The following is a 25,935-nucleotide window of genomic DNA, read 5'->3' as shown; positions in this document are numbered from 1 at the left end:
TCTCCCCGTAATGGCTCCGCGCTGGTCGCGCCCTGATTTCAGAACTGCCCTGCTGCCCGCTGCCCTCGGGCTGTTGCTGACAGCGGGGCTGCCCGCCCGGGCGTTGGTGCCCTACGTGTACGTACCCCAACGGCAGGAACTCGAAGCTGCCGGTCTAGGGATCGCCCAGGCGGCGGCGCGGCTGCTGCGACTTGGTCAAGCCAGGGACGCCGCCAGGCTGGCTGCCCTGACGGTGCAGCTGCTGCCAGAAGATCCCCGCGGCTGGGTGTTGCTGGCCGAAGCCCAGCTGCGCAGCAACCAGCTTGAACAGGCCGGCACATCATTGGCCAAGGCCAAGAAACTCGATCCAAGCAACCCCGGAATCTGGTTTGCCGAGGGTTCCCTAGCCCTACGGGCCGGCAAACCCAATGAGGCCATCGGCCTTTTGGAGCAGGGCCTGAAACTGGACAAGCGCAACGCCGGCGCCTATTTCGACCTGGGCAACGCCCGCATCCTGCTAGGCCAGAGCGGCCAAGCCTTGGCTGCCTTTGAGCGGGCCTCTTCCCTGCGCAAAGGCTTCTGGGAAGCCCTCAACAACCAGGGGCTGGTGTTGTTCGAGCAGGGCAATAAAAAGGCGGCCATCAGCCGCTGGCGCGAGGTGTTGAAGATCAAGCCAGATGCGGCTGAACCAACCCTGGCCCTGGCCGCCAGTCTGTTTGCCATCGGTCCGGAAAATCGCAGCGAAGCTGTCGAATTGGTTGGCAAGGCCCTCGACACCGAACCCAACTACGTGCTCGACAGCCACCAGAAGGACCAGCTCTGGGGACCGAAGCTGCGCAGCACCACCGCCGAACTCTTCAAGCTGGCCGAACTCAAACCCGTGGTGGATCGGGCCCTTGCCAATGCCAGCCCGGAGGGCGAAAGCAGCGACGAGGAGTAGAGAGGGAGGCCTGGACATCATCTGTAGGCTGAGCCCCAGCTTGCTGCCCCAGACCCCAACACCGGATGGCCGAGGAGCGATCAGGCGAATCAATCGGACCGGGCAACGACGCCCGCATTGAACCGATTGCGCTGCACCTAGAGATGCAGCGGTCCTACCTCGAATACGCCATGAGCGTGATCGTTGGCAGGGCCCTGCCGGATGCACGCGACGGCCTCAAGCCAGTGCAGCGCCGCATCCTGTTTGCGATGCACGAGCTGGGGCTCACCCCGGATCGCCCCTACCGGAAATGCGCCCGGGTCGTCGGCGACGTACTCGGCAAGTACCACCCCCATGGTGATCAGGCCGTCTACGACGCCCTGGTGCGCCAGGTGCAAACCTTCGCCAGCCGCCATCCCCTGCTGGATGGCCACGGCAACTTCGGCTCCGTGGACGACGACCCGCCGGCGGCGATGCGCTACACCGAAACCCGCCTGGCTCCGATCGCCAACGAAGCGCTGCTGGATGAAATCGGCGCCGACACCGTTGACTTCGCAGCCAACTTCGATGGCTCCCAGCAGGAGCCGACGGTGCTGCCAGCCCAGCTGCCCTTCCTGCTGCTAAATGGCTGCACCGGTATCGCCGTGGGCATGGCCACCAACATCCCGCCCCACAACCTGGGCGAGGTGGTGGATGCCCTGATCGCCTTGGTTCACAAACCGGAGCTAAGCGACGAAAGGTTGCTGGAGCTAGTGCCCGGCCCGGACTTTCCCACCGGCGGCGAGGTGCTGGTGGGTCAAGGGGTCCGCGATACCTACCTCGTGGGCCGCGGCAGCATCCCGATGCGGGGCGTCGCCCACATCGAGGAGGTACAGCCCGGAAAGGGACGCCATCGCCGCGGCGCCGTGGTGATCACCGAGCTGCCTTACCAGCTCAGCAAAGCCGGCTGGATCGAGAAACTGGCTGAGCAGGTAAACGACGGCAAGATCGGCGGCATCGCCGATATCCGCGACGAAAGCGACCGTGAAGGCATGCGGGTGGTTATTGAACTCCGCCGCGACGCCAACGCCGAAACCGTGCTGGCCGACCTGCAGCGCCGTACCGCCCTGCAAAGCAACTTCGGCGCCATCATGCTGGCCCTGGTAAATGGCCAGCCGGTGCAGCTGAACCTGCGGCGCCTGCTGCAGGAATTCCTGGACTACCGGGAACTGACCCTGATCCGCCGCACTCGCCACGCCCTCAAGCGCTGCGAAGACCGCCTAGAGGTGGTGGAGGGCCTGATCAAGGCGCTCCATGCTCTGCAGCAGGTGATCGCCCTGATCACCGCGGCGCCCGATGCCGCCAGTGCCCGGGCTGCCCTGCAAGTGCAACTCGACCTGAGCGAGCGTCAGGCCGATGCGGTGTTGTCGATGCCGCTGCGGCGCCTCACGGGCCTTGAACAGGAAAGCCTGCGCAAGGAAGCTGCCGAATTGGCCGTGGAACGCGAGCGGCTGCGCCACCTGCTGGACGACCGCACCGTGCTGCTCGACACCCTGGTGGCCGAACTCAAAGCCCTGCGCAAGCGCTTTGCCACGCCCAGGCGCACCCGGCTGGTGGAGGGCGGCGATGCCCTGGTGGCCCAGCGAGCTGCAGCCATCCGCCCCAACGCCGAACTGCAGCGCCAGCAAGCCTTTGGCGCCCTGGCCCCCGAAAGCCGACTACTGATCCAGGCCGATGGAGCCGTGAAAATCCTCAGCGCCCAGATGCTGGGGCGCCTGCACCTCGATGAACCCATCCAACTAGGAGAGCATCCGGCACCAGCCCGGCTGATCCTGCCGATCGCCGAGCAACCGCTGCTGCTTGCCTTCACCGGTAGTGGCCGGGTGGCCTTACTGCGCTGGGAATTCGCTGGCCAGCAGCCGGGGAAGCTGGAACGCTTCCTACCCGACAGCATCGAAGGCGAAGCGGTGGTGCAGGTGCTTCCCCTACCCCGCCAAGGCAGCCTGGGACTCCTAAGCAGCGACGGGCGCTTCAAACGGCTGCCGATTGAGGAGTTTCAGGAACTGTCTGGCCGGGCCACCACCGTGCTCAAGCTCAAGGAAAGCGTGACCCTGCGGCGGGTGGTGGCCGGCCAGGAAGGAGACACCTTGGTAGTGGCTACCAGCACTGGCCGCGTGCTGCGGCTAAGCCTGGACGAAACCCAGCTGCCCCTGATGGGGCGCGCTGCCCAAGGCCCCCTATTAATGCGCCTGTTGCCCGGTGAGCAGCTGGTGGGTGCCGCCTGCCTACCTGCAGCGGAAGCAGAAACCACCGACGCAAACCAAAGCGCAGTGGTGCTGGCCACCGCCAGTGGGCAACTGAAGCGGCTGCTGGTGTCGAGCCTGCGGCCCTGTCAGCGAGGCGACATGGGGCAGATCGGCCTGCGGCTGCAAGAGCGGGGCGATTACCTGGTCGACCTGCAAAGCCCAACCGGTGCTGCGGTTGGAAGCGCCGTGCTGGGACTAATGACTGATAAGGGCTGGAGCTGCCGCATCGACTTAAACGAGCTGGAGGGCGAAGACACCAGCGGCACTGGAATCAACCTGAAGCTGCCCCAAGGACAGCAAATTCAAGAACTGATTCCTCTTATCAACTAACTGCCAATCAATTAACTGCCAAGGGCACCAGGCAGCCCTTAGATCTCTTGCAGCACCTTGGCAGCGATGCCAGCCGGCTCAAGCATCAGCTTGCTGGAGCTCACCTGCTCATCCATTTCGATCGGATAGGCGCCGTCAAAGCAGGCGGTGCAGAAGTGGGAGGAATTGGCATGGGCAGCATCCACCATGCCCTGCTTGCTCAGGTAAGCGAGTGAATCGACGCCAAGGTGAGCGGCGATTTCTTCCAAAGTGAGGCGCGCAGCAATCAACTGGTCCTGGGTATCGGTATCGATGCCGTAAAAGCAGGGATGGGTAACCGGCGGCGAACTAATCCGCATATGCACCTCGGTGGCCCCGGCATCCCGCAGGGCTTGCACCAACTTGCGACTGGTGGTGCCCCGCACGATTGAATCGTCGATCACCACAACGCGCTTGCCGGCGAGCACATCTGGTAGGGGGTTGAGCTTCACCCTGATGCCGGCCTCCCGCATCGCCTGGGTGGGCTGGATGAAGGTGCGGCCCACATAGCGGTTCTTGATCAGGCCGTCAGCAAACGGGATACCGCTGAGCTGGGAGTAGCCAATCGCCGCCGGAATACCGGAATCGGGAACGCCGATGACGATGTCGGCTTCTACCGGTGTTTCACGGGCCAGGGCCTCGCCGATTCGCACCCTGTAGCTGTAGAGGGATTCGCCGAAAAAGCGGCTATCTGGCCGGGCGAAATAGATCATCTCGAAGACGCACAGCTTGGTGGGCTGCTCGCACCAACGGCTGCGGCTGGGTTCGGCTTGGCCTGGACGGAAATGGATGATTTCGCCGGGCTCCACATCGCCATCAAAGGCGGCGCCAATGATGTCTAGCCCGCACGACTCACTGCTCACCACCCACTGGGCTTGCTGCGTTTCACCGATATGGCCAAACACCAAAGGCCGGATGCCATGGCCATCCCGGAGGGCGAAAAGCCCATCAGGAGTGCCGATCACCAGGCTGAAGGCACCGCGGCAGCACTCGGCAGCTGCCCTAATCGCCCCATCCCAATCCAGGCCCCGGTTCACGGCCTGCTGAATCGCAAAAGCGATCAGTTCGGAGTCGGTGGTGGAGGTGAGCTCACTGGCAATGGCCGCCAGGTCGTGGCGGAGCTCGGCTGCGTTGACCAAATTGCCGTTATGGGCAAGGGCGAAAGGACCAATGCGGGTATTGAGCACCACCGGCTGGGCGTTGCAAACCTTGCTGCTGCCGGTGGTGGAATAGCGGTTGTGGCCGATAGCTAGATCGCCAGTGAGGCGCTCCAGCACGGCCTGATCAAACACCTGGCTCACCAGGCCCATGTCCTTGTGCAAGCGCACCTTGCGCTCTGCATCAAACACGGCGATACCGGCTGATTCCTGGCCCCGATGCTGCAGGGCGTATAGGCCGAAATAGGTGAGGTTGGCCACCGGTTGCCCCGGCGCCAGCACGGCATAGACGCCGCAGGCTTCCTCGGGCTTGTCCGGACGCATCACCAGCACAGGCCCATCAACAATCACGGTGAAATTTCATTCTGCACGAGCGCCCTCGCCCATTCGCCGCGGGATGGCCTGCTCGTAGCAGGCCTCCAATGCGGCCAGGCTCTGCTCAAGCAAAGGTTGGCCTGCTTGGCGAATTACAAGGCTGGCAGAAGCTGTAATCGCGCCAAGCCGCTCTGCCGGCACTGCAGCCACCGCCAGAGCCTCCTGCCAGGCGGCATCCTGGTCGGCGGGCACGCTCACCAGGATGCGGGCACCACCCTCGGCAAACAGCAGCCGATCCAGCCGGGTGCTGCTGGCCGGGATCTCCAGCTCAGCCCCCAGAGGTTTTAAAGCCATGGTGGCGATGCAGCACTCGGCCGCAGCCACCGCCAGGCCGCCATCGCTGAGGTCGTGGGCGGAGGCCACCAAGCCCTGGGCAATCGCTTGGCGCAGGAAGCCCTGAACCGAACGCTCCAGAACCAAATCAATCTCGGGCGGGCGCCCCGTGACGGCTCCATGCAGCCGCTCCAGATAGCTGCTGCCGGCCAGGCTCAAGCGGGGATCGGCGGGAGCATCACCTGTTTCCAACGGGACCCCCAGCAGCCAGATGGCGTCGCCGGCCTGGCGCCATGCCTGGCCGCGCACGTGCTGAAGGTTGTGCACCAGGCCCACCATGCCCACCACGGGGGTGGGGTGGATCGGCTGCATGCGGCCATCGGGCAGGCGCGTCTCGTTGTAGAGGGAGACGTTGCCGCCGGTGACAGGGGTATCCAGGGCGCTGCAAGCAGCCGAAAGGCCGCGGCAGGCCATCGCCAACTGCCAGTAGCCGGTGGGGGTTTCCGGCGAGGGGAAATTGAGGTTGTCCGTCACGGCCAGGGGCTCGGCGCCCACGCAGCTCAGGTTGCGGGCCGCCTCAGCCACCGCCGCCATGCCGCCGCGCTCAGGATCGAGGGATACCCAGCGGTTAGGGCAGTCCACCACCGCAGCCACCCCACGGGTGGCCGCCGCCATGGCGCCCTCGCCCTGCTGGGGGCGCAGGCGCACCACGGCCGCGTCAGCACCGCCGGGAGGCACCACGGTGTTGGCTTGCACCTGGTGGTCGTACTGGCGGTATACCCAGCGCTTGGAGGCGATGGTGGGGTCATCGAGCAGGGCCAGCAGGGCCCCATCCCAGCTGAAAGGCAACTCAGCTGGCAATTCGGCCTCGCTCCAGCGCCAGTGGGCCTGGATCTCAGCCGGCGGCTCACTCAGCAATGTGTGGTGGTTGATCGGCGTGTCGTCCGCCAGGGCGCTGGCGGGCACCTCGGCCGCCACCTGGCCGTGCTGCATCACCCGCACGATGTTGTCTTCCAACACCCGGCCCACCACTGCTGCCTGCAGCCCCCAGCGCGTAAAGCGCGCCATCAGCGCCTGCTCCGTGCCGGGCTTGACCACAAACAACATCCGCTCCTGGGATTCGCTCAGCAAAAACTCGTAGGCGGTCATGCCGGTCTCGCGGGCGGGCACGCGGTCGAGATCCAGCTCAATGCCCAGACCCCCCTTAGCGGCCATCTCCGAGCAGCTGCAGGTGAGGCCGGCGGCGCCCATGTCCTGGGCGGCCACCACATCACCGCTTTGGAAGGCCTCCAGACAGGCCTCGATCAGGCCCTTCTCCAAAAAGGGATCACCCACCTGCACGGCGGGGCGATCGTCGAGGGAGGCCTCGGTGAGCTCGGCAGAAGCGAAGCTGGCGCCGCCCATGCCATCGCGGCCGGTGGTGCTGCCCACGTAGATCACCGGATAACCCACCCCCTCGGCGCCGGAGCAGACGATCTCCTCGGTTTCCATCAGCCCCAGGGCCATGGCGTTCACCAAGGGGTTGCCGGAGTAGCTGGGATCAAACGCCACCTCCCCACCCACGGTGGGCACGCCCACGCAGTTGCCATAGTGGGCGATGCCGGCCACCACGCCCTCCATCAGGCCCACGTTGCGCTCGTCCTCCAAGGGACCGAAGCGCAGGGCATTGAGCAGGGCGATCGGGCGGGCGCCCATGGTGAAGATGTCGCGCAGGATGCCGCCGACACCCGTTGCCGCCCCCTGGAACGGCTCCACCGCAGAGGGGTGGTTGTGGCTCTCGATCTTGAAGGCCAGCCGCTGGCCCTCACCCAGATCCACCACGCCGGCGTTCTCGCCGGGGCCCACCAGGATGCGCGGGCCGGTGGTCGGGAAGCCCTGCAACAGCGGCCGCGAATTGCGATAGCAGCAGTGCTCAGACCACATCACCCCGAACATGCCGAGCTCGGCACGGTTGGGGGCGCGGCCGAGGCGGCGACAGATCTCGTCGTAGTCGGCCTGGCTGAGGTTCTCCTTCTTGAGGGCATCGGGAACCGAATAGGCCGGTGCTTCGAAAGAGGCGGCAACCACGTGCAGCTGGGCAAGATCACTCCAGTCTCGCCGAGCGGGCCTCACAGCAACTGGAACTGGTCTACGCGAGGTTCAAATCCAGGGATCTTCATCATCAGCAGGCGGTCCAGAACGGCGGCGGCGAGGGGGGGCATCGGTTTCGTAGGGCTGATCAAACCCCTCCGGCTCCTGCCAGGGCGGCTCCTCAAGCCAGCCCTCCAACCTCTCCTCAAATCGGTTGCCCGCCTCCTGCACCTGATCGCGCCACCGCCTTGAACGACGCAAAAACTCTTGCCGCACACTTGCCCGGGCTAGGGGCAGGTCGTCGATGCTCTCCAGGGCGGTGAGCACCTGGCCGGGCTGCTGATCCAGCAGGCGATCCAAGCTCAATCGCCAACGGCTACTGCCCGGCAGGCGTGGATCACTGCGACTCACCAAATAGTGGCGAATACGGCCACTACGCAACTCAATGGCGGCATCAGCCAAGGTGCCGATCGGTTGCTGGCGGCGGTCCAGCACAGCCGCATCGATCAAGGTCGGCAGCTTCTCCAACACACCAAGGTCGGTTTCAGCTGGTTCACCCTGCACAAGTGCTTCCAGCTCAGAAATGCCTCGCAACTGGTTGAGACGCCACACCTCGCGGCGATTGCCAAAAGCCGACGGTTTTGAAACCCAACCCAGCACCCGATGCAAAGGGGGATGCATCCACACCTGCACGCCCGCACCGTGATCGAGCCCCTGGTCACAGCGGACATGCCGGCGCAGCAAATCACTCAGCAGCACCTGCTCCGGAAGGGGAGCCACCGTCAGCTGCGGATCTGAACGGGCATCACCAAGTAGGTGAATTGATCCCCTTCCGCAGGAGTCAAAATCGCCGGCGTGGTGGGGGCGTTGCACTGCAACAGCACCCGATCACAGGCCATGGCCTTGAGACCATCGAGCAAGTAGCGCACGTTGAAGGCAATCTGAATCGCTTCACCCTCGATGGTGGCAGCGAGTCCTTCAGAACCACTACCCACGTCCTGGGCATCGGCCTGAATCAATATTTGACCGGTGGCGGGCTCGGCACTGAGCTTGACGACATTGTTGTGCTGGTCAGCAAGCACAGCCACTCGCTCAAGAGCCGAAACCAGGGCGCGGCGCTCGAGGTTGATCGTGCGCGTGAAGCTCTCTGGAATCAGCTGGCGGTAGTTGGGGTAGGTGCCATCAAGGCTGCGGCTGGTGAGCACCTGGTCGGCCCAAAGGAACACCACCTGGCCGCGATCACAGAACAGGCTCAAGGGCTCTTCAGATTGACGTCCTGAGAGCAGACGCTCCAGCTCCCGCAACGAGCGAGCTGGCACGGTGACGGCAAAAGGCTCCTCGGCTTCGTTTTGCCCAGAGGCGGTCGCATGGGCAAGCCGGAGCACGGCCAGGCGATGGCCATCGGTTGCCGCACATTCCAGCCCGGCAGGATCAAGTCCCAGGTGCACACCAGTGAGCAGTTGCTTGGCTTCATCGCCACTGCTGGCAAAAAGGGTGGCGCGCAGCCCCTTAACCAGGGCTTCCGCTTCCAGACGAATCGGCGTACCGCTCTGGACTAGGGGCAGGTCAGGAAAATCATCGGCAGGCATGCCCCGCATCTGGTAGCTGCCCGAAAGGCTGGTGAGCTCCACCTGCTCGGAACCCTCAGCGCAGTTCAGCGTGATCGGGCTATCACTCGAGAGGCGCGAAACAATTTCGCCAAACAACCGGGCGGGCAGGGTGATGGCGCCGCTGGTCTCAACGCTGGCGCTGATGCTCGTCTGGATACCCAGGCTGAGATCAAAACCGGTGAGGCTGAGTCGACCCGTGCCCGCATCAGCGGTGAGCAGCACGTTTGCCAGCACCGGATGGGTGGGACGACTGGCCACGGCCCGGCTCACCAGCTGCAGGCTGGAGCTGAGTTCAGACTGGGAGCAGACCAGCTTCATGGCGTTTGTGCTGGGGAGCCTGACGGCTTGATCAAGGGTGACCCCACGCTTCCACAGGGCGGCTGATTTCGCAACGCCGGTGATCCGTCTTGCTGCGCTCTTCTAAGGGTTTGATTGATCAAGTTCAAGAAAGAAATTAAAACCGTTTTAGTAGGGGTTGAGGAAACCGGGGAAAACCGAAAAACTCTCCGCTGCAGCTGGGTTTGATCTGGATCAGCCCTGGGGTTTGACCTAGGCCAGCTGGGGTAAAAATCAGCTTTTCCGCTGTTTCCAGCAGGTGTGGAAAAAATTGGGATTGAGGAGCTTGGCTAAGGCGAGAGCTTCTCCGCGGTTTCTAGGGCCTTTTCCCCAGCTGTTCAGCAGACGCTTTGCTGATTGGTTGAAGGTTTTGGTTGGGTCTGGGCTTGGGCTAGGTCTGGGCTTGTTTAAAAACCCATCACTTCGGCCACCTTGGCGGTGTCCGCCTCCAGACCGGTATGGAAGCGGGCGTCATTGTTTTCGATGGCGGTAGTTGGATCCTTGAGGCCGTTGCCGGTGAGCACACAAACCACCGTGGCTCCCTGGGGCACCTCCTGGTGGTGCTTGAGCAGGCCTGCGACCGAGGCGGCACTAGCTGGCTCGCAGAACACGCCCTCGCCGCTGCCCAGCAGCTTGTAGGCATCGATGATTTCAGCGTCAGTGACGGCCATGAAGTTGCCACCGCTTTCGCTGCGCACGTTTAGGGCCTTTTCGCGATTCACCGGGTTGCCGATGCGGATCGCCGTGGCGATGGTGTCTGGTTGCTCAACTGTGTGGCCCAGCACCAAAGGAGCAGAACCCGCCGCTTGAAAGCCCATCATTCGGGGCAGTTTGCGGCAATGGCCCTCTTTTAGGTACTCGTTGAATCCCATCCAGTAGGCGCTGATGTTGCCCGCGTTACCAACCGGGATGCAAAGCCAGTCCGGCGCTTCACCAAGGGCATCCACCACCTCGAAGGCGGCGGTTTTTTGCCCCTGCAATCGGTAGGGGTTCACCGAATTCACCAGGGTGACCGGGTATTTGTTGGCAACTTCCTGCACGATCGCCAGGGCTTTGTCGAAGTTGCCCTGGATGGCGATCACCTCGGCTCCGTAGAGCAGGGCTTGGGCCAGTTTTCCCTGGGCCACATAGCCATCTGGGATCAGCACGAAGGCCCGCATGCCGCCGCGGCGGGCGTAGGCGGCCGCGGCGGCCGAGGTGTTGCCCGTGCTGGCGCAGATCACTGCTTCAGAACCGGCTTCCTTGGCTTTGGAAATCGCCATGGTCATGCCCCGGTCTTTAAAGGAGCCGGTGGGGTTGAGGCCGTCGTATTTCAGATAGACCTTGACGCCGCGGCCGATTCTTTCGGCGATCACCGGGGCTGGGATCAGGGGTGTGGAACCTTCCCGCAGGGTGATTACGGGTGTGCGCTCTGAAACTGGCAGCCAGCGGCGATAGGCCTCGATCAGTCCAGGCCAGTCCTGCATGGTGGGACGGGCAGCAAAGGGGCCCTTGCTCAAACGCTGCAGAGAACGGAGCAAGGACACGATTTGGACAGTGACTTCAGTGAATCTACGGCGCAGCAGCTGGCGCGTCGCCGCGCAACCCATCCAGCGGTGATTCGGAGAAGAAGCGCACCAGCTCGGTGATCGAGCTGGTTTTGCTGATCAGGTTCATCAAGGCGGGGATGCTCACTTCCATCTGCTGGGCTGGATAAGCGCGTAAGAAAGAAATTGCAGATATCGAACCGTTGCCTTCAACGACCCCCAGCACCATGGCGGAGCGCATGGCTGGAATCCCGGCCTGGGATGCCTTGAGCGGAAACACGATTACAGACAGGCGCTGCAGGATTGCCTCGCCGATTCGGGTGTTGAGCAGCCTGCTCACCAGGGTTACAGGCAGGCTTATCGATTGGTTGAGCAGCTTGGCGATTTCCTGGGGATTTTGGCGGCTGAAGCTCAAAACATCGGCTAGCAGGCCTCGGGCTTGGCCGGTCTTAGCCAGATGCTCCAGATCTGCAACGGCGATGGAGCGGCGAAAGGCACCGCTCACAAACACCAGATTTTCAGCAGCACTAGCTGGCGGCAGGCTGACCGCAGGCCAGGGAACGACCAGGCTCAGGCCCAGGGCGATGGCAACAAGGGCCTGACGCTTACGGCCTAACGACGCTATTTGCATGGCGATAAGCCTACGGCGATTGCTTTCAAATTCAGGCGGCGACGAGCACATCTCGCACCAGGCGAACCATGCTGCGCTCGGCCAGACCCTTGGCTAGTTGAACTCCCATCTGGCGTAGTTCCGGTTCTCCCACAAGGCGTGGCAGGCGGCGCAGCAGCATCTGGGGTTCGAAGCCGGGCAGGGCTTTGAGTATGCCCATTAACTGGCGCACCGGCTCGAGGTCGAGCAGCGGTTCAGCCGCCTCGCTTAGCCGGTGACGGCGCAAACCTGGAGGTTGGAACCGCTCTGGCAGGCGCTTGCCGATGCGCAGGGTGGTTTGCCAGGCCATGGCGTCCATGCGGCCCACCATGGCGTCTACCAGCTGTTGGCGTAGCAGCCCGCCGTTGGCTGAGAAAAGAAAGCTCAGCACTTGATCCAGTAGCCCTTCGAGATCGAGCTGGGCTCCTTGGGAGGCGCTAGCGATCAGGTTGTCGAGCCGTTGCCAGCGGAAGATGTCGCCGTCGAAGAGCATCTCCTTGAGGCTCTGGCGCAGGGTGGGATCGGGGTCTTCCATCAGCCGCCGGGCGAAGTAGGGGTAGGCGGCGCCAAGGATCTTGAACTCGGGATCAACGCTGAGGGCGATTCCCTCCAGGGTCACCAGCGAGCGGATGATTAGGGCGTAGTAGGGCGGCACCTGGAAGGGGAAGCGATACATCACGCCGGAAAGGTCATCCGTGACCGCTTTGAAATCCATGCGGCTGACTCCCTGCTCGATCGCTTGACCGAACACCTTTTCAAAAGCTGGCACTATCGGCTCGAGATTTACGTCTTCGGCCAGGAAGCCCAGGCTGACGAAATCCTTACTCAGCTTGCCGAAACTGCGATTTACCAGGTGCACAACCGCCTGAATCAGGCCGGTGCGCGATTCGCGGCTCACCTCGCTCATCATGCCGAAGTCGAGGTAGGCGAGCCGGCCATCTGCCATAGCCAACAGGTTGCCGGGGTGGGGGTCGGCGTGGAAAAAGCCGTGCTCTAGTAATTGCTGCAGGCTGCAGTTAACACCGACGTTCACCATGTCGTCGGGGTCTACGCCGATGCCGCGCACCGCTTCGAGATTGGTGAGCTTCACCCCCTCCATCCATTCCATCGTGAGCACCCGGCGGCTAGTGGCCTGGTGGTAGATGCGGGGAACGGTGATACGGGGATTGTGGGCGTGTAATTCGGCGAAGCGCTCGGCGTTGGCGGCTTCGTTGAAGTAGTCCATCTCCTCAAACACCCGCTTGCCCAGTTCATCGATCAGGGCCACCAGGTCGGAGCGGATTAGGCCGACGTTTTGGTTAAGCCAGGAAGCGATGTTGCGCACGATGTAAAGGTCGAGCGTGATTTGCTCCCGCAGGCCCGGGCGCTGCACCTTTACGGCCACCGCCTGACCCCCCTTGAGCACGCCCTTGTGCACCTGGCCCAGCGAAGCGGCCGAGATCGGCTCGGCGTCAAGTTGCTCGTAGATGTCGAGTACTGCAGCGCCCAGGTCCTCTTCGATGCAGGCCATCGCCAGGGCGGAGTCGAAGCCCGGCAGCTGGTCTTGCAGCTGGGCAAGTTCCTCCAGCAGCAGCGGTGGCACGATGTCGGGCCGGGTGGAGAGGGCCTGGCCGGCTTTGATGAAAGCGGGGCCGAGCGAAGCCACTAGATCCGCTGCCTCCTTGGCGCGGGACCTGGCTACCTCCGCAGCCTTGAGCCGCCCGGTGAGCCAGTCAAAGCCCACCCCAAGTAGATAGAGCCCGATTGGCACCAGGGTTTGCCACAGGCGCCGGAATAGCCGTTGCGGGTGGCCGGTGTAAATCCGGGTGATGGCGGCTGGGTCGTAGCTCAGCAGGCCGGCGGCCTCCAGAAAATCACCCAACTCGGCTTGGTTGTTGTCGGGATCCATGGGAGTTGGGCGGGCAAAGCACCGCTAAGGCGCACCAAACCCCTTCTAAACGAATCCCACTACCGCTACGGTCTGGCCGGTACCCCAGTCCGGTTAGCGGAGGCCGACGTGCTCACGGGACTGCGCCTCAGCAACATCGCCCTGATCGAGCGGCTGGAGCTCAGCTTCAGCGAGGGCTTCACGGTGCTGACCGGTGAGACGGGAGCAGGTAAATCGATCCTGCTTGATGCCCTCGATGCCCTTTTGGGTGGGGCCCAGGGCAGCGCCGGCGCCCGGCTGCTGCGGCGCGGCGCTGAGCGCGGCACGATCGAGGCCAGCTTCAGCCTTTCGCCCCCTTTGCAGGCCTGGTTGCAGCAGCAGGAGCTGGAGGTTGAGGAGGGCGAACTGCTGCTTTCGCGCGAGTGGCGCCTCACGGAGGAGCGCTTGAGCAGCCGCAATCGGCTTAATGGCGTGGTGGTGAGCCGGGCCCAGATCCAGGAGCTGCGCCCCCTGCTGCTCGATCTCACGGTTCAGGGCCAAACCCAGCAGCTGGCGCGGCCCGGTCAGCAGCGCCGCTGGCTGGATCGTTTTGGTGGCGAAGGCCTTCCGCTTTTGCTGGCGCCGGTCGCGGCGGCCTGGCGCCAGTGGAAACAGGCGGCGGCGGCGTTGGAGCAGGCCCGCAGCGACTGGGACCAGCTACAGCAGCAGCGCGCGGCCCAGGAGCAACTGCTGGCCGACCTGGAGGCGGCCCAGCTGCAAGATCCCCAGGAGCGTCAGCAGCTCCAAAACGAGGAAAACCGCCTCGCCCATGGGGTGCGGCTGCAGGAGGGGGTGATGGTTTTGCTGGGCCGCTTGCTGGAGGGGGCAGAGCAGGCGCCATCGGTGCTGGATCACCTGGCCGCCTGCGAACAGGAGCTGCTGCAGATGGAGGCCTTAGATGGCGGCGTCAGTGAGCTGCGCAGTTGCTGTAGCGATGGTTTGGTGGCTTTGCAGGATCTGGCCCGCGATCTGGATCGCTACGGATCTGGTCTTGATAGTGACCCAGAAAGCTTGGCGGAGCTGCAGGAGCGCATGGCCCAGCTCAAGGCCCTGGAGCGGCGCCATGGCCAGGATTTGGCTGGCTTGATCGCCCTGCGCGATCGCCTGCGCCAGCAACTGGCCCCCGGCGGTGGCGAAGCTTCCCTGGAGGCCCTGGAGCTGGCGGAGCAGCGAGCCCGCCAGCTTCGCGATCAGGCCAATGCCTCGCTCAGCGCCGCCCGCCGTCAGGCCGCCGCTGCCCTGGAGCAGCAACTGATGCAGGCGCTGCGGCCGATGGGATTGGCCAATGTGCGCTTCGCGGTGGCGATTGCACCCGCGCCAGCGGGGGAGGAGGGAGCCGATGCGGTGCAGTTTCAGTTTTCCGCCAACCCGGGTGTGCCCCTGGCGCCCCTGGCTGAGGTGGCTTCAGGCGGTGAGATGTCGCGCTTTCTGCTGGCTCTGAAAACCTGTCTGGCCGCGGCAGACCAGCACGTCACCCTGCTTTTCGATGAGATCGACACGGGCGTGAGTGGCCGGGTGAGCGGCGCCATGGCCGAGTTGCTGGCTCGCCTGGCTAAGCAGCGCCAGGTGTTTTGCGTCACCCACCAACCCCTGGTGGCCGCGGCGGCAGACCACCACTTCCGCGTTTCCAAGCAGGTGTTGGAGGGTGTTACCCATACGCGGGTGTCCCAGCTGCGGGACACCCAGGACCGTCAGGCGGAGCTGGCCGAACTGGCGGGTGGCGATTCCGGCGAGGCCCGCAGTTATGCCGCCAGCCTGCTGGAGGCCCATGGTTCATGAGTAGCGCCCGCGCCGCGTTGCCCTATGTGAGCGCGTTGCTGGCGTCCGTGCTGATCGGAGCGCTGATCCGCTGGCAGCTGCTGCAGCATTTTCTGCACCGGCAGATCGCCTTACCCAGTTGGCTTGTGGCATGCCTCTACGGGCTGATGCTGGCCTACGCCCTCAGCCTGGTGCTGTTCCTGGCTTTGTTGTTGTGGGCCTATCTACCCAGGCTGCGCCGAAACGCAGCCTGTTCGCGCCGGCTGCTGGCACTGTTGGGAGCCCTCGGCTCGGCTGAGGTGATAGCAAATCTGTCTTCACTGAACTTTGGCATCGTGCGCCTGGGAATCGCTTCCTATGCGCTGTTGCTGGATGGTCTGCTGTTGTATATCTCGGTGAATCTGAGTTTCTTTTTCTGGTACTGGTATTTCGATCACCCCTTGCGCCTGATTAGCGCTGATGCTCACTCCGCCAAGAAGCCCAGGCTACCGCTGGGTATTCTGTTTCCGGAAGAGGCGATCGAGGATGTGCGTTTCCATTCGGCCGACTGGATCCCCGGGCCGATCGATTATCTCTATTTCACAGCAGTATCCAGCAACTGTTTTGCAGCACCTGAGGGGCATCTGTTAATCGGATCCAAACTCAAGACCCTGCAGCTGATCCATAGCTCTTCAATGATTCTCGTGTTCATCGTGATCCTGGCTCGTGCCATCAACACCCTCGGCTGACAGTTAGCCTGGCACTGCTCCTAGAGTGCGTCGTTGCTGAACCTGCAGGATGCCCCGCGCCAAGAGCTCTGCAGCCTCTAGCTCTGCCACCAACGGTGCAGCCGCTAGCAGAACCCTCGCCCAGACCGTTCACGAAAAGGCCCTTGACCCGAGCCGTGTGCTCAGCGGCGGCTCTTTTGAGGATGTGATCCGGGTGCGGGGCGCCCGTCAGCACAATCTCAAAAACGTAGACCTCACCATCCCGCGCAATCGCCTGGTGGTGTTTACCGGTGTGAGCGGCAGCGGTAAGAGCTCGCTGGCTTTTGACACGATCTTTGCCGAGGGCCAGCGCCGCTACGTCGAGAGCTTGTCGGCCTATGCGCGCCAGTTTCTGGGCCAGGTGGATAAGCCCGATGTGGATGCGATCGAGGGGCTCTCACCGGCCATCTCGATCGACCAGAAGTCCACCAGCCACAATCCCCGCTCCACCGTTGGCACGGTGACGGAGATCCAGGACTACCTGCGCCTGCTGTTCGGCCGGGCTGGGGAACCCCATTGTCCCCAGTGCGATCGCTCGATTCGGCCCCAGACCATCGACGAGATGGTGGACCAGATCCTGGCCTTGCCCGAGGGCACCCGCTACCAACTACTGGCGCCGGTGGTGCGCGGCAAGAAAGGTAGCCACGTCAAGCTGCTGGGCGGTCTGGTGGCCGAGGGCTTTGCGCGGGTGCGCATCAATGGCGAAGTGCGCGAGCTCGCCGACAACATCGAGCTAGATAAAAACCACGCCCACAACATTGAGGTGGTGGTGGACCGGCTGGTGGCGAGGGAAGGGGTGCAGGAGCGGCTCACCGATTCGCTGCGCACCGCTCTTAAAAGGGGTGATGGTCTGGCGCTGGTGGAGGTGGTGCCCAAGGCCGATGAGGAGCTGCCCGATGGGGTGGAGCGGGAGCGGCTCTATTCGGAAAATTTCGCCTGCCCGGTGCACGGCGCCGTGATGGAAGAGCTGTCGCCGCGGCTGTTCTCCTTCAACAGCCCCTACGGCGCCTGCCCCGACTGCCACGGCATCGGCCACCTGCGCAAGTTCACCGCCGAGCGGGTGTTGCCCGATCCCTCCCTGCCCGTTTATGCGGCGATTGCGCCTTGGGCTGATAAGGACAATTCCTATTACTTCTCCCTGCTTTATTCGGTTGGGGAGGCCTACAAGTTTGAGATCAAGACGCCTTGGAATCAGCTCAGCGCTGAGCAGCAGGCGGTGCTGCTGCATGGCAGCCAGGAGCCGATCACCATTCAGGCCGACAGCCGCTATCGCAAGAGCCCCGGCTACGAGCGTCCGTTTGAAGGTATTTTGCCAATCCTGGAGCGCCAGTTGCGCGACGCCAGCGGCGAATCTGTGCGCCAAAAGCTGGAGAAGTTTCTCGAGCTGGTGCCCTGCGCCACCTGCCACGGCCTGCGATTACGGCCGGAAGCGCTGGCGGTGCGGGTGGGCCCCTATGCCATCCACGAACTAACGGCGGTGAGCGTGGGCGAAACCCTGCGCCGGATTGAGTCGCTGATGGGGGTGGGCGAGAGCGAGGGTGCTGATCCGTTGCTCAATCCACGCCAGATCCAGATCGGTGATCTGGTGTTGCGGGAAATCAGGCTGCGCCTGAAGTTTCTGCTGGATGTGGGGCTCGATTATCTGAGCCTGGATCGGCCCGCCATGACCCTCAGCGGTGGCGAAGCCCAGCGGATTCGGTTGGCGACCCAGATCGGCGCTGGCCTCACCGGAGTGCTCTACGTGCTGGATGAGCCGAGCATTGGTTTGCACCAGCGTGACAACGACCGACTGCTTAATACCCTGCTGAAGTTGCGGGATCTAGGCAACACCTTGATCGTGGTGGAGCACGACGAAGACACGATTCGTGCTGCCGACTACGTGGTGGATATCGGCCCGGGGGCGGGGGTGCACGGCGGCCACATTGTGGCTGAGGGCAGCTTTGAGGATCTGCTGGCCGCAGAGGATTCCCTTACTGGCGCATACCTCAGTGGCCGCCTCTCGATTCCAACTCCAGCTGAGCGGCGCAGTACCGGTAGCCGCCGGCTCACGATGGTGGACTGCGAGCGCAACAACCTGGCCGGCTTCGATGTGGAGATTCCACTGGGGCGGCTGGTGTGCGTCACCGGGGTGAGTGGCAGTGGCAAGAGCACCCTGGTGAATGAGCTGCTGCATCCGGCCTTGGAGCACCAGCTGGGCCTGAAGGTGCCATTTCCACCTGGCTTAGGTGAGCTGCGCGGTATCAAGGCGATCGACAAGGTGATCGTGATCGATCAATCACCGATCGGTCGTACGCCCCGCTCCAATCCCGCCACCTATACGGGCGCTTTTGACCCGATCCGTCAGGTGTTTGCGGCCACGGTGGAGGCCAAGGCTCGCGGTTATCAGGTGGGTCAGTTCAGTTTCAACGTGAAGGGTGGCCGCTGTGAGGCGTGCAGTGGCCAGGGCGTCAATGTGATTGAGATGAACTTCCTGCCGGATGTATATGTGCAGTGCGATGTATGTAAGGGTGCCCGCTACAACCGCGAAACGTTGCAGGTGACCTACAAGGGTCATACGATTGCTGATGTGCTGGAAATGACGGTGGAGCAGGCCGCCGATGTGTTTTCGGCTATCCCGCAGGCTGCCGATCGGTTGCGCACCTTGGTGGATGTGGGCTTGGGCTACGTGAAGCTCGGCCAGCCGGCGCCCACCCTCTCAGGCGGTGAGGCCCAGCGGGTGAAATTGGCCACCGAACTTTCCAAGCGCGCCACCGGAAAAACGCTCTATTTGATCGACGAACCCACCACCGGACTCAGCTTCTTTGATGTGCATAAGTTGATGGATGTGATGCAGCGCCTTGTGGATAAGGGCAATTCCATCCTGGTGATCGAGCACAACCTCGATGTGATCCGCTGTGCCGACTGGATTATTGATCTCGGTCCTGATGGGGGCGATAAGGGCGGTGAGATCGTGGTGACGGGCACCCCTGAGGAGGTGGCTGAGCATCCCACCAGTCACACGGGCAGGTATCTCAAGCAGGTGCTGGCTCAGCATCCTCCTGAGGTGGTGGCGGTCTGAGTAGTGGTTTGAGGGTTGTCTTGGAGGCGTAGGGAAAGGCCTGGGAGTGGCTTGGGTGGTGGCTACTGGGAGGAAGTACTGAGGGTTGTTGACAGGGAATGGAGGGTGGGCTAGAAGTTAATGGATCTTATTTGCTTCTTCTGATGTCAGAGGAGCAACTCAAAGCAGCTCCTGCAGAAACCTCAGGGCTGCTGAAAGAGAAAGTGAATCCATCTCATATCGTTCTTTCAGGGGGATATGGTGAGGATCTTAAAGTTAAAATCTCAATTTCAATTTTAATAAATTCCCTTAAGACGCTATCAATTTTGAAATTGATGTTTATTAAATTCTTGCAATGAATTCTTCAAGACAATCTAATAAGCGTTCTTTTTCAGCAAGGAGCGGGTCTAATTTATTTTTCACTTCTATTGCTGTACTATTTGTAGGTGCGATGGGAATATTTTCGAGCAAAGATGCTTCTGCTCAACAATATACTTCTACCAATTGGGACAGCATTCTATCCAATAAAAATTATTATGATCCAACTCCAAATTTAGTGGCCTGGCAGGTAGATACCACGAGCTCGGGTGGGTTGAGTAACCCTATTTCTGTTGGAGATTCCACTACTTGGGCATTTGGTGCTGTTGTCAACGGCCAGTGGACAGGGACGGCTGTTGGCAATATATCCTATAACAATGGCGCTTCCACACAGCAAAACCTCACTTTGAGTGGAAGCATTAATACTGAGGGTTTGTGGAAAATCTTGTTTACAGACACTTCTTCTGGGAACGTTACTATCGGCGTCGGCAGGATGGTGCTTGTCAATGGTGTTTGGTCTCCACTTGCTCAAACTATTGGTAATCCAACTTTAACCCTTGCTCACTGGGCTTATAACGTTCCCTATGACCCAGCTGTAACTACTCCACCAGCTGCAAATTTATACCAAACATACCCCAGTGTTACATCGCCAGCCTATCAATGGATTGGTGGAACTACCTGGCAAATGCAAAATGCTTCTTTATTTGGATCTACCAATTCGGGCGCCTTAACTTTTTCTAGTTTTAACAACGGCTTTATATGGGGGTCTGGTGCTGGTCCAGCCAATAGCTCTGTCTCAAGTTTTACAACATTAGGAAACGTCACTCCTAACGGTGATGTTCTTCTTGGTTTCTTGAGTAATGGGGAGATGTCAGCAATGTGGGGAACAATTGTCTCAAATCCTTTCTATTCAGAGATGAACTTAGCGGATTATGGTTATGGCACCTCTACTGGAATTGCCAATGGCAATACTGCCAAATTGACCTACTACACTCAGTTAGGTATTGACACCAATAACTCTTTACTACAAACAGCAAATGCATTGCAGGGTCAATTTGGCAATCAACAGAATGCTGTTATTACTGGATTAACTTACGACTGCAATTTGTTCGGAAAAAATAATGTTTGTATGTCTACTGGGGGAAGAAATACACTCAATAGCGATCCCACTATCAATACTGTAAGCGCTTTATTAATTGGAGGCTATCGAATAAACAATGCTTTTAGGGTAGGCGCCTATTTAGATCAAAATCTTTCAGCTACTAACCCTAACGGTATTACCAAAATCAGTAATAGCACCCCTATGGGCGGTTTGTTTGGGGTGTGGAACGATAAGGCTGATGGGACAGGATTGGAAGTGAAGACTTCGCTTGGATACAACTCAAAAGGTATGACAGTCACCCGTCCTGTTATAGGCACAAGCGAAGCTGGTAGTGGATCAACTAACTTAACTAGCCAAGGTGCTGCTATTAACTTTAAATATGGCATTAAGTCAGGTAATAAAGCTATTGTTTCTCCTTATGCAGGCTTGCGTTACACAACAACGAAGATGGCTGAATATACAGAGGGCGCTAGCTCTAGCGTACTGAATCCACTAGCATACTCAGGCTTAAGTATGAATGCGACTACTGCATTAGCAGGCATTGGCGCGACTTATAAACTCGATGAGCAATGGAGCTTGATGGGAAGTGGCGGAGTAGAAGCAGATATCCAAACATCAGTTGGTAGCTATACAGCAACGAATTACGCAGGTTTAAATCCAGTTGCATTAAATCCAACCCCTAATAATGTACGACCAGCCGCAACCTTGGCCGCATATTATGCTATTGATAAAAAAAGTCGTATAGGCTTTACTGGTATGTATCGTCAAGATTCATTTAATGGTATGTCAAGTATTACAGGTCTGATTACTTATGCGATAAGCTTTTAAGGGTTGTTTCCCGCTCTATGCAAGCATTGCCTTTGCAATTTTCGAGATTCCTAATTGTTGCTTTGCCTGAGCAAGAAGTTGGCCTGCCGCTAGGCTTAACTTGGCTCCCCAATTAAGAGAATCCAAATAATTTAAGTCCTTATTGACCTTCTGCACTTCAACCAACATCGCCGTCTCCACATCAGGCAGGCGAATGGTGATGGTCTTCATTTGAGTGCCTCTAGTCGCTCCAGCTTCTCAGCAATCGGTTCTCTGCAAAACGCTGAGATATTCAGGCAACGGCTTCTCTTTAGTATCAGCAGTGCCTGGTGGAGTAGTGGCATCGGAAACGCTGGAATCGGCATCCAAGGCACCTGCTGCTGAGGTTGCTGCTTCTTCGTGCCTGAGGAGAGCAGCGGCATTGGCAGGATTGGGTCTGGAGTTGTGGGGTTGATCTGATGATCATCAACATTGAATGGCAAGACCAAATTGGCAACTGGCATCGCTACCAGAGCAAGCAGAACCAGGCGGATGCCTATCGGGTTGCTCAGCGTCGTGCTGAATCAACAAAAAAGCGCCATCGCCTGGTGGATAGCGATTGGCGCTTATTGGATGTGATAGATTTTTAACGTTCAGTTTGAAGGATTTCTGTGTAGATAAAACGCTTCAACATTGTCTTGGCTATGTATTTCCATTTGCAATCGTTGGGAGACGTTGCCATTGGAAATGAACGAGTGCCAGACGGATAGTTGCCTTTGATTTTGAGGTGACCGTTGTTAATGACAGTCACCTCTCCATCAATGGTGTATGGGCGAATCGTATTAACTACTTCCGATCCTGCCTGCAAACTCCTGTCTCACCAGGCAGACACCGCTGCGCTGATGGGGCAGAGTGGAAGGACTCCAATCCTTTGACAAGAGGTCTTCGTGCCCCGCTTCAACCGCCTCAGCCTTTCCCTGGCAAGCACTGCCGCTGTGGCACTGGCATCACTGCCCCTTTCCATTAGTCCTGCAAGTGCTGCCAGGGTCTCTGAGGGAACCACCTCAAGCATCAGTGTGGTGGAAACTTCGCCTAATGACCAGCAGTTCAACCTGAAGAGTCAGGGTGCATCAACTGGCTTGGTGGCAAGCCGTGGACGGAACGACGACGGTGGGAGGAAATTTGTAGTGCCAGCATTCCTGCGAAACCTACTGGAGCTATTCGGAATCCAGACAACCCAGTGCCGTGATAGGGAGGAATGCTGAACCAACAACACATCAATTTAAGACTGAACTCTCACAAACCTACCAAGCTCCTGCCAACACAGGGGTTTTTATTGTTCAGCATACTCAACCCCAGCCTCAATAAGCCTCCAATGCCTGGCAGAATCTCCTGCCTCCGGTGACAAGCTTGATCCGATTTGCCTCCCTAAAAATAATCTCATATGTTTCCACCGGCACCGAAGCCAGTCGTCTCCATTCCGGACCTCTAATGATACATTTATTTCTCCAACGCAACTACCAAATACTTCGCTCCCTATCGCCATCACGGATGCCGTTGGCTCTTCTAAATCTCACTGCTATTTTATGCCAATCAGCAGAGATTTGATTGAAGCGCAAATCAAAAGCAAAAGGTAGATGTTGCTGCCCTGGTGATATTCGCTTGATCTTACTACTTTTATGGCAACTTGTCTCTAACGATCGATTCAGCATCCTTGAGCCCCAGTGGCACTTGGGCGCTCCATTCAGGAAGCTTGGGTGCCATTCACTGAGACAATCGCATTCCAACCTGTCGTAGTGCCCGTAGTTGAAGAAGGGGTCATAAAATCACTTTCTCACGCCTGCTGCTGAAGTTGCTGCGTCCTCGTGCTTTAGATGGCAGCGGCATTGGCGGGTCTTGGCTTGGAGTTATGGGGGTAGAGGCGCAACCATTGCGCCGCTAGTCCTGCCAAGACATAAATGGGTGACTACCACTGAGCGAACCTAAGGGTTGGGGTTGAACGAGGCGGCAAAGACCGCTCAAGATTTATGCAGGATTTGCATAAAGCAAGGTGACTACTCAAGCAGTGTGCGCATAAGCACCCGTTCCAAGTCCGCAGAGCCACTCCTGGGTCGCAAGGGGGAGGGTAAGATTTGAAGAAAATATGAAGAGAGTCGGAATTGGTTCTGGGTCTCTTCCCTAATCCACTGCAGGGAGAGGACTGAATGGCAATTTCTAATGCCGCGACGAACCTCCTTAGTGCCCTTCTGCCCGAGTGGCACCTGCTGCTTCAGAGCTGGTCTGCCAGTGGCCGCCTAACTACCGCAGCCCAAGAGGCACTGCTACTGAACGGGGAACCTCAGGCACTTACTGACCTGACTACCCAGTGGTCTGCGGGGGATTTCAGCGGTCTGCCGCCGATCGTGCTGCTCTCCTCAGCGGACATCAACGGCGCACTAGGGGCTTATGCCATCTCCACGGGCACCATCTATATCAATGCCGACTGGTTAGCGGAGGCGAGCAAGGAGCAGGTGATTGCGGTTCTTACGGAAGAGCTGGGGCATCACCTGGATGGTCTACTGAATGCGGTGGATACTCCTGGGGATGAGGGGGAGCATTTCGCGGGTTTGCTGGGGCAACTTCTGGCTAACGCGGATCAGCAGACTTTGGTGAAGCAGAGCGATCAGATCCTGATCCAGGTCGGCAGCACCACGCTGCTGGCGGAAGCAGCAATGCTCACCGGCACCGCCCTTGCCGACACGCTGATCGGTGGCTTTGGCGATGACACCATCGACGGCCTTGGCGGCAACGACACCATCGATGGACAGGCTGGTTCTGATCTCATCCGCGGTGGCGATGGCAATGACACCATCCAGGGCAATTTCGGTAACGACACTCTCTACGGAGATGCCGGTGATGATGCCATCACCGACGATCAGGGCTCGAACATCCTTGATGGCGGCACCGGCAACGATTCCCTCACCTCACGGTCGCTCTCTGGCAACCACAGCCTCATCGGTGGCACCGGCAACGACAACCTCAATGCCACCGGCCTACTCCTCAATCTCGATGGTGGTGATGGCAATGACAACCTATCTATCACCGGTGAGCTGTATGTTGGTGGCTCCAGCAGCTATGTGCAGGGCGGCAACGCCACACTCAGCGGTGGCATCGGCGGTGACTATCTTGGTGCATCTAACTACTCCACGGCGGAACTGCGTGGTGGCGGCGATAACGATAACCTCTCTACCTCCGGAGTTAAAGATTCCAGCCTCTACGGCGAGGCCGGAGATGATAACCTGAATGTAAATATCAATGGCGGCTATACTCAAGTTGCCGATGGCAACAATCGCCTACCCAAATCTTCTCTCCTCGATGGGGGTGATGGCAACGACAGCCTGACCATCAGCGGCTCCAGTTATCTTTATTATGGCCGCACCAGCGCAACTGCCATCGGCGGCATTGGTGATGACACCATTTCCGTCACCGATTCCAACTCGGGCTCCAACTCCGGTTTCACCTCAGTCACCGTCGATGGCGGGACCGGCAACGACCGCATCACCGTTGCTGGTTCCTTCTCCACCTCCATCAGTACAGGCACAGGCGTTGACACCATCGTCCTCACCGCTGCCCAGTACCGCAAACTTCTCGTTGGCGCCCAGTTCCTCTCCAACCCCGATGGCACCTCAACCGCCATCACACCAGAACCCTTCTTGATCACTGATTTCACCACCGGCACTGGCGGTGATGTCATCGATTACGGCGATCTCCTACGCAACGCCACCACCTCCTACGACGGCTCTAATCCCTTCTCCACTGGCTTCCTCTCGCTCCAGCAAAACGGCGCCGATACTCTCCTCTCCTTTGATCCCGATGGCACGGCCGGTCTCACAGGGTCCGCCACCGTTCTTGCCATCTTCCGCAATACCACCGCAACAGCCTTTACTGCTGCCAATTTCAATCCTAATTTCCCCACCGACGGATCCCCGGCCACAGCTCAGACCATCAGTGGAACGGCCCTTGCCGACACGCTGATCGGCGGTTTTGGCGATGACACCATCGACGGCCTTGGCGGCAACGACACCATCGATGGACAGGCCGGCTCTGATCTCATCCGCGGTGGCGATGGCAATGACACCATCCAGGGCAATTTCGGTAACGACACTCTCTACGGAGATGCCGGTGATGATGCCATCACCGACGATCAGGGCTCGAACATCCTTGATGGCGGCACCGGCAACGACAACCTCACCTCACGGTCGCTCTCTGGCAACCACAGCCTCATCGGTGGTACCGGCAACGACAACCTCAATGCCACCGGCCTACTCCTCAATCTCGATGGTGGTGATGGCAATGACAACCTGAGTATTAGCGGCCAGCTCCAGGTCGGTGGTTCCAGCAGCTATGTACAGGGCGGCAGCGCCACATTGAGCGGTGGCATCGGCACTGACAACCTTTATGCCAATGACTACTCCACGGCCGAACTGCGCGGTGGCGGAGACAACGATAATCTCACTACCTACTCAGTTAAAGACGCCAGCCTCTACGGCGAGGCCGGTGATGACAACCTGTCTGCATATATCAATGGCTACAGCACTGCGAATACCAATGGCAACTCTCGCCTACCCAAATCTTCTCTCCTCGATGGTGGTGATGGCAACGACAGCCTGACCATCAGCGGCTCCAGTTATCTTTATTATGGCCGCACCAGCGCAACTGCCATCGGCGGCATTGGTGATGACACCATTTCCGTCACCGATTCCAACTCGGGCTCCA

Annotated in this window: 17 protein-coding genes and 1 pseudogene; 9 read left to right on the top strand and 9 right to left on the bottom strand. The window is 59.9% G+C overall.

Features of this window, described 5'->3' with window-relative positions:
- The first annotated feature begins 10 nt into the window (after nt 1-10).
- The gene (locus KBY99_RS08930; RefSeq protein WP_254998657.1) at nt 11-919 is read left to right on the top strand and encodes a tetratricopeptide repeat protein; all 909 of its coding nucleotides are present in this window, start codon (nt 11-13) and stop codon (nt 917-919) included.
- A gap of 65 nt (nt 920-984) precedes the next feature.
- Entirely contained in the window at nt 985-3,513 is a 2,529-nt protein-coding gene (locus KBY99_RS08925) for a DNA topoisomerase (ATP-hydrolyzing) subunit A (protein ID WP_254998656.1), read from the top strand.
- A 38-nt stretch (nt 3,514-3,551) separates the two neighbouring features.
- Here KBY99_RS08925 and purF read toward each other — a convergent pair whose 3' ends face one another.
- From purF to KBY99_RS08890, 7 genes are all read right to left on the bottom strand, one after another.
- Nucleotides 3,552-5,012 carry an amidophosphoribosyltransferase gene (gene purF / locus KBY99_RS08920; protein ID WP_254998654.1) on the bottom strand — a complete coding sequence of 487 codons (1,461 nt, stop codon included), beginning with the start codon at nt 5,010-5,012 and terminating at the stop codon, nt 3,552-3,554.
- Nucleotides 5,013-5,048: 36 nt separating this feature from the next.
- Nucleotides 5,049-7,403 (bottom strand): phosphoribosylformylglycinamidine synthase subunit PurL, encoded by a 2,355-nt coding sequence (purL, locus tag KBY99_RS08915; protein ID WP_254998651.1) that lies wholly within the window; start codon nt 7,401-7,403, stop codon nt 5,049-5,051.
- 72 nt (nt 7,404-7,475) lie between these two features.
- Nucleotides 7,476-8,186 (bottom strand): RNA methyltransferase, encoded by a 711-nt coding sequence (locus KBY99_RS08910; protein WP_254998649.1) that lies wholly within the window; start codon nt 8,184-8,186, stop codon nt 7,476-7,478.
- A gap of 2 nt (nt 8,187-8,188) precedes the next feature.
- Complete coding sequence (gene dnaN / locus KBY99_RS08905; RefSeq protein ID WP_254935320.1) at nt 8,189-9,334, bottom strand: DNA polymerase III subunit beta; 1,146 nt, start codon at nt 9,332-9,334, stop codon at nt 8,189-8,191.
- Between the two features lie 425 nt (nt 9,335-9,759).
- Nucleotides 9,760-10,818 carry a threonine synthase gene (thrC, locus tag KBY99_RS08900; RefSeq protein ID WP_106632543.1) on the bottom strand — a complete coding sequence of 353 codons (1,059 nt, stop codon included), beginning with the start codon at nt 10,816-10,818 and terminating at the stop codon, nt 9,760-9,762.
- A gap of 85 nt (nt 10,819-10,903) precedes the next feature.
- Nucleotides 10,904-11,509 carry an alpha/beta hydrolase gene (locus tag KBY99_RS08895; protein WP_254998646.1) on the bottom strand — a complete coding sequence of 202 codons (606 nt, stop codon included), beginning with the start codon at nt 11,507-11,509 and terminating at the stop codon, nt 10,904-10,906.
- 31 nt (nt 11,510-11,540) lie between these two features.
- Nucleotides 11,541-13,415, bottom strand: a complete 1,875-nt coding sequence (locus tag KBY99_RS08890; RefSeq protein WP_254942307.1) for an ABC1 kinase family protein — start codon at nt 13,413-13,415, stop codon at nt 11,541-11,543.
- 108 nt (nt 13,416-13,523) lie between these two features.
- Here KBY99_RS08890 and recN point away from each other — a divergent pair, with 108 nt between their 5' ends.
- The 5 genes from recN to KBY99_RS08865 all read left to right on the top strand — a co-directional run bounded on the left by recN (nt 13,524) and on the right by KBY99_RS08865 (nt 21,222).
- Nucleotides 13,524-15,212 (top strand): DNA repair protein RecN, encoded by a 1,689-nt coding sequence (gene recN / locus KBY99_RS08885; RefSeq protein WP_254998777.1) that lies wholly within the window; start codon nt 13,524-13,526, stop codon nt 15,210-15,212.
- Nucleotides 15,209-15,919 carry a hypothetical protein gene (locus KBY99_RS08880; RefSeq protein ID WP_254998645.1) on the top strand — a complete coding sequence of 237 codons (711 nt, stop codon included), beginning with the start codon at nt 15,209-15,211 and terminating at the stop codon, nt 15,917-15,919. Before recN ends, KBY99_RS08880 begins: the two co-directional genes overlap by 4 nt.
- A 49-nt stretch (nt 15,920-15,968) precedes the next feature.
- Nucleotides 15,969-18,995: an excinuclease ABC subunit UvrA gene (gene uvrA / locus KBY99_RS08875; RefSeq protein WP_254998644.1), complete on the top strand. Its 3,027-nt coding sequence runs from the start codon at nt 15,969-15,971 to the stop codon at nt 18,993-18,995.
- 143 nt (nt 18,996-19,138) lie between these two features.
- Complete coding sequence (locus KBY99_RS08870) at nt 19,139-19,333, top strand: hypothetical protein (RefSeq protein WP_254998642.1); 195 nt, start codon at nt 19,139-19,141, stop codon at nt 19,331-19,333.
- Nucleotides 19,330-21,222 (top strand): autotransporter outer membrane beta-barrel domain-containing protein, encoded by a 1,893-nt coding sequence (locus KBY99_RS08865; protein WP_254998640.1) that lies wholly within the window; start codon nt 19,330-19,332, stop codon nt 21,220-21,222. Before KBY99_RS08870 ends, KBY99_RS08865 begins: the two co-directional genes overlap by 4 nt.
- Before the next feature lie 15 nt (nt 21,223-21,237).
- Here the strand turns inward: KBY99_RS08865 and KBY99_RS08860 are convergent, their stop codons facing one another.
- A complete protein-coding gene (locus tag KBY99_RS08860; protein ID WP_254998639.1) occupies nt 21,238-21,432 on the bottom strand; it encodes a hypothetical protein in 195 nt (64 codons plus the stop codon).
- Nucleotides 21,433-21,659: 227 nt separating this feature from the next.
- Here KBY99_RS08860 and KBY99_RS08855 point away from each other — a divergent pair, with 227 nt between their 5' ends.
- A complete protein-coding gene (locus KBY99_RS08855; protein WP_254998636.1) occupies nt 21,660-21,830 on the top strand; it encodes a hypothetical protein in 171 nt (56 codons plus the stop codon).
- 867 nt (nt 21,831-22,697) lie between these two features.
- Here the strand turns inward: KBY99_RS08855 and KBY99_RS14940 are convergent.
- A pseudogene (locus tag KBY99_RS14940) lies at nt 22,698-23,033 on the bottom strand (hypothetical protein); the annotation flags it as partial.
- A 351-nt stretch (nt 23,034-23,384) separates the two neighbouring features.
- Between KBY99_RS14940 and KBY99_RS08845 the strand changes: the two are divergent.
- Nucleotides 23,385-25,935: calcium-binding protein (locus KBY99_RS08845; protein ID WP_315857977.1), on the top strand; the 2,551-nt coding region annotated here is incomplete at its 3' end.

The organism is Cyanobium sp. Maggiore-St4-Cus, assembly GCF_024345615.1.
Taxonomy (GTDB): Bacteria; Cyanobacteriota; Cyanobacteriia; order PCC-6307; family Cyanobiaceae; genus Cyanobium_A; species Cyanobium_A usitatum.
This window is presented reverse-complemented; position numbering and strand designations above follow the sequence as displayed.

Coding starts and splice junctions, on each gene's coding strand:
- KBY99_RS08890 (WP_254942307.1), bottom strand. CDS start 13,415: ATGGATCCCGACAACAACCAAGCCGAGTTGGGTGATTTTCTGGAGGCC.
- KBY99_RS08860 (WP_254998639.1), bottom strand. CDS start 21,432: ATGAAGACCATCACCATTCGCCTGCCTGATGTGGAGACGGCGATGTTG.
- thrC (WP_106632543.1), bottom strand. CDS start 10,818: ATGCAGGACTGGCCTGGACTGATCGAGGCCTATCGCCGCTGGCTGCCA.
- dnaN (WP_254935320.1), bottom strand. CDS start 9,334: ATGAAGCTGGTCTGCTCCCAGTCTGAACTCAGCTCCAGCCTGCAGCTG.
- KBY99_RS08925 (WP_254998656.1), top strand. CDS start 985: ATGGCCGAGGAGCGATCAGGCGAATCAATCGGACCGGGCAACGACGCC.
- KBY99_RS08855 (WP_254998636.1), top strand. CDS start 21,660: ATGATCATCAACATTGAATGGCAAGACCAAATTGGCAACTGGCATCGC.
- KBY99_RS08930 (WP_254998657.1), top strand. CDS start 11: ATGGCTCCGCGCTGGTCGCGCCCTGATTTCAGAACTGCCCTGCTGCCC.
- KBY99_RS08880 (WP_254998645.1), top strand. CDS start 15,209: ATGAGTAGCGCCCGCGCCGCGTTGCCCTATGTGAGCGCGTTGCTGGCG.
- uvrA (WP_254998644.1), top strand. CDS start 15,969: ATGCCCCGCGCCAAGAGCTCTGCAGCCTCTAGCTCTGCCACCAACGGT.
- KBY99_RS08865 (WP_254998640.1), top strand. CDS start 19,330: ATGAATTCTTCAAGACAATCTAATAAGCGTTCTTTTTCAGCAAGGAGC.
- KBY99_RS08895 (WP_254998646.1), bottom strand. CDS start 11,509: ATGCAAATAGCGTCGTTAGGCCGTAAGCGTCAGGCCCTTGTTGCCATC.
- KBY99_RS08870 (WP_254998642.1), top strand. CDS start 19,139: ATGTCAGAGGAGCAACTCAAAGCAGCTCCTGCAGAAACCTCAGGGCTG.
- purF (WP_254998654.1), bottom strand. CDS start 5,012: ATGCGTCCGGACAAGCCCGAGGAAGCCTGCGGCGTCTATGCCGTGCTG.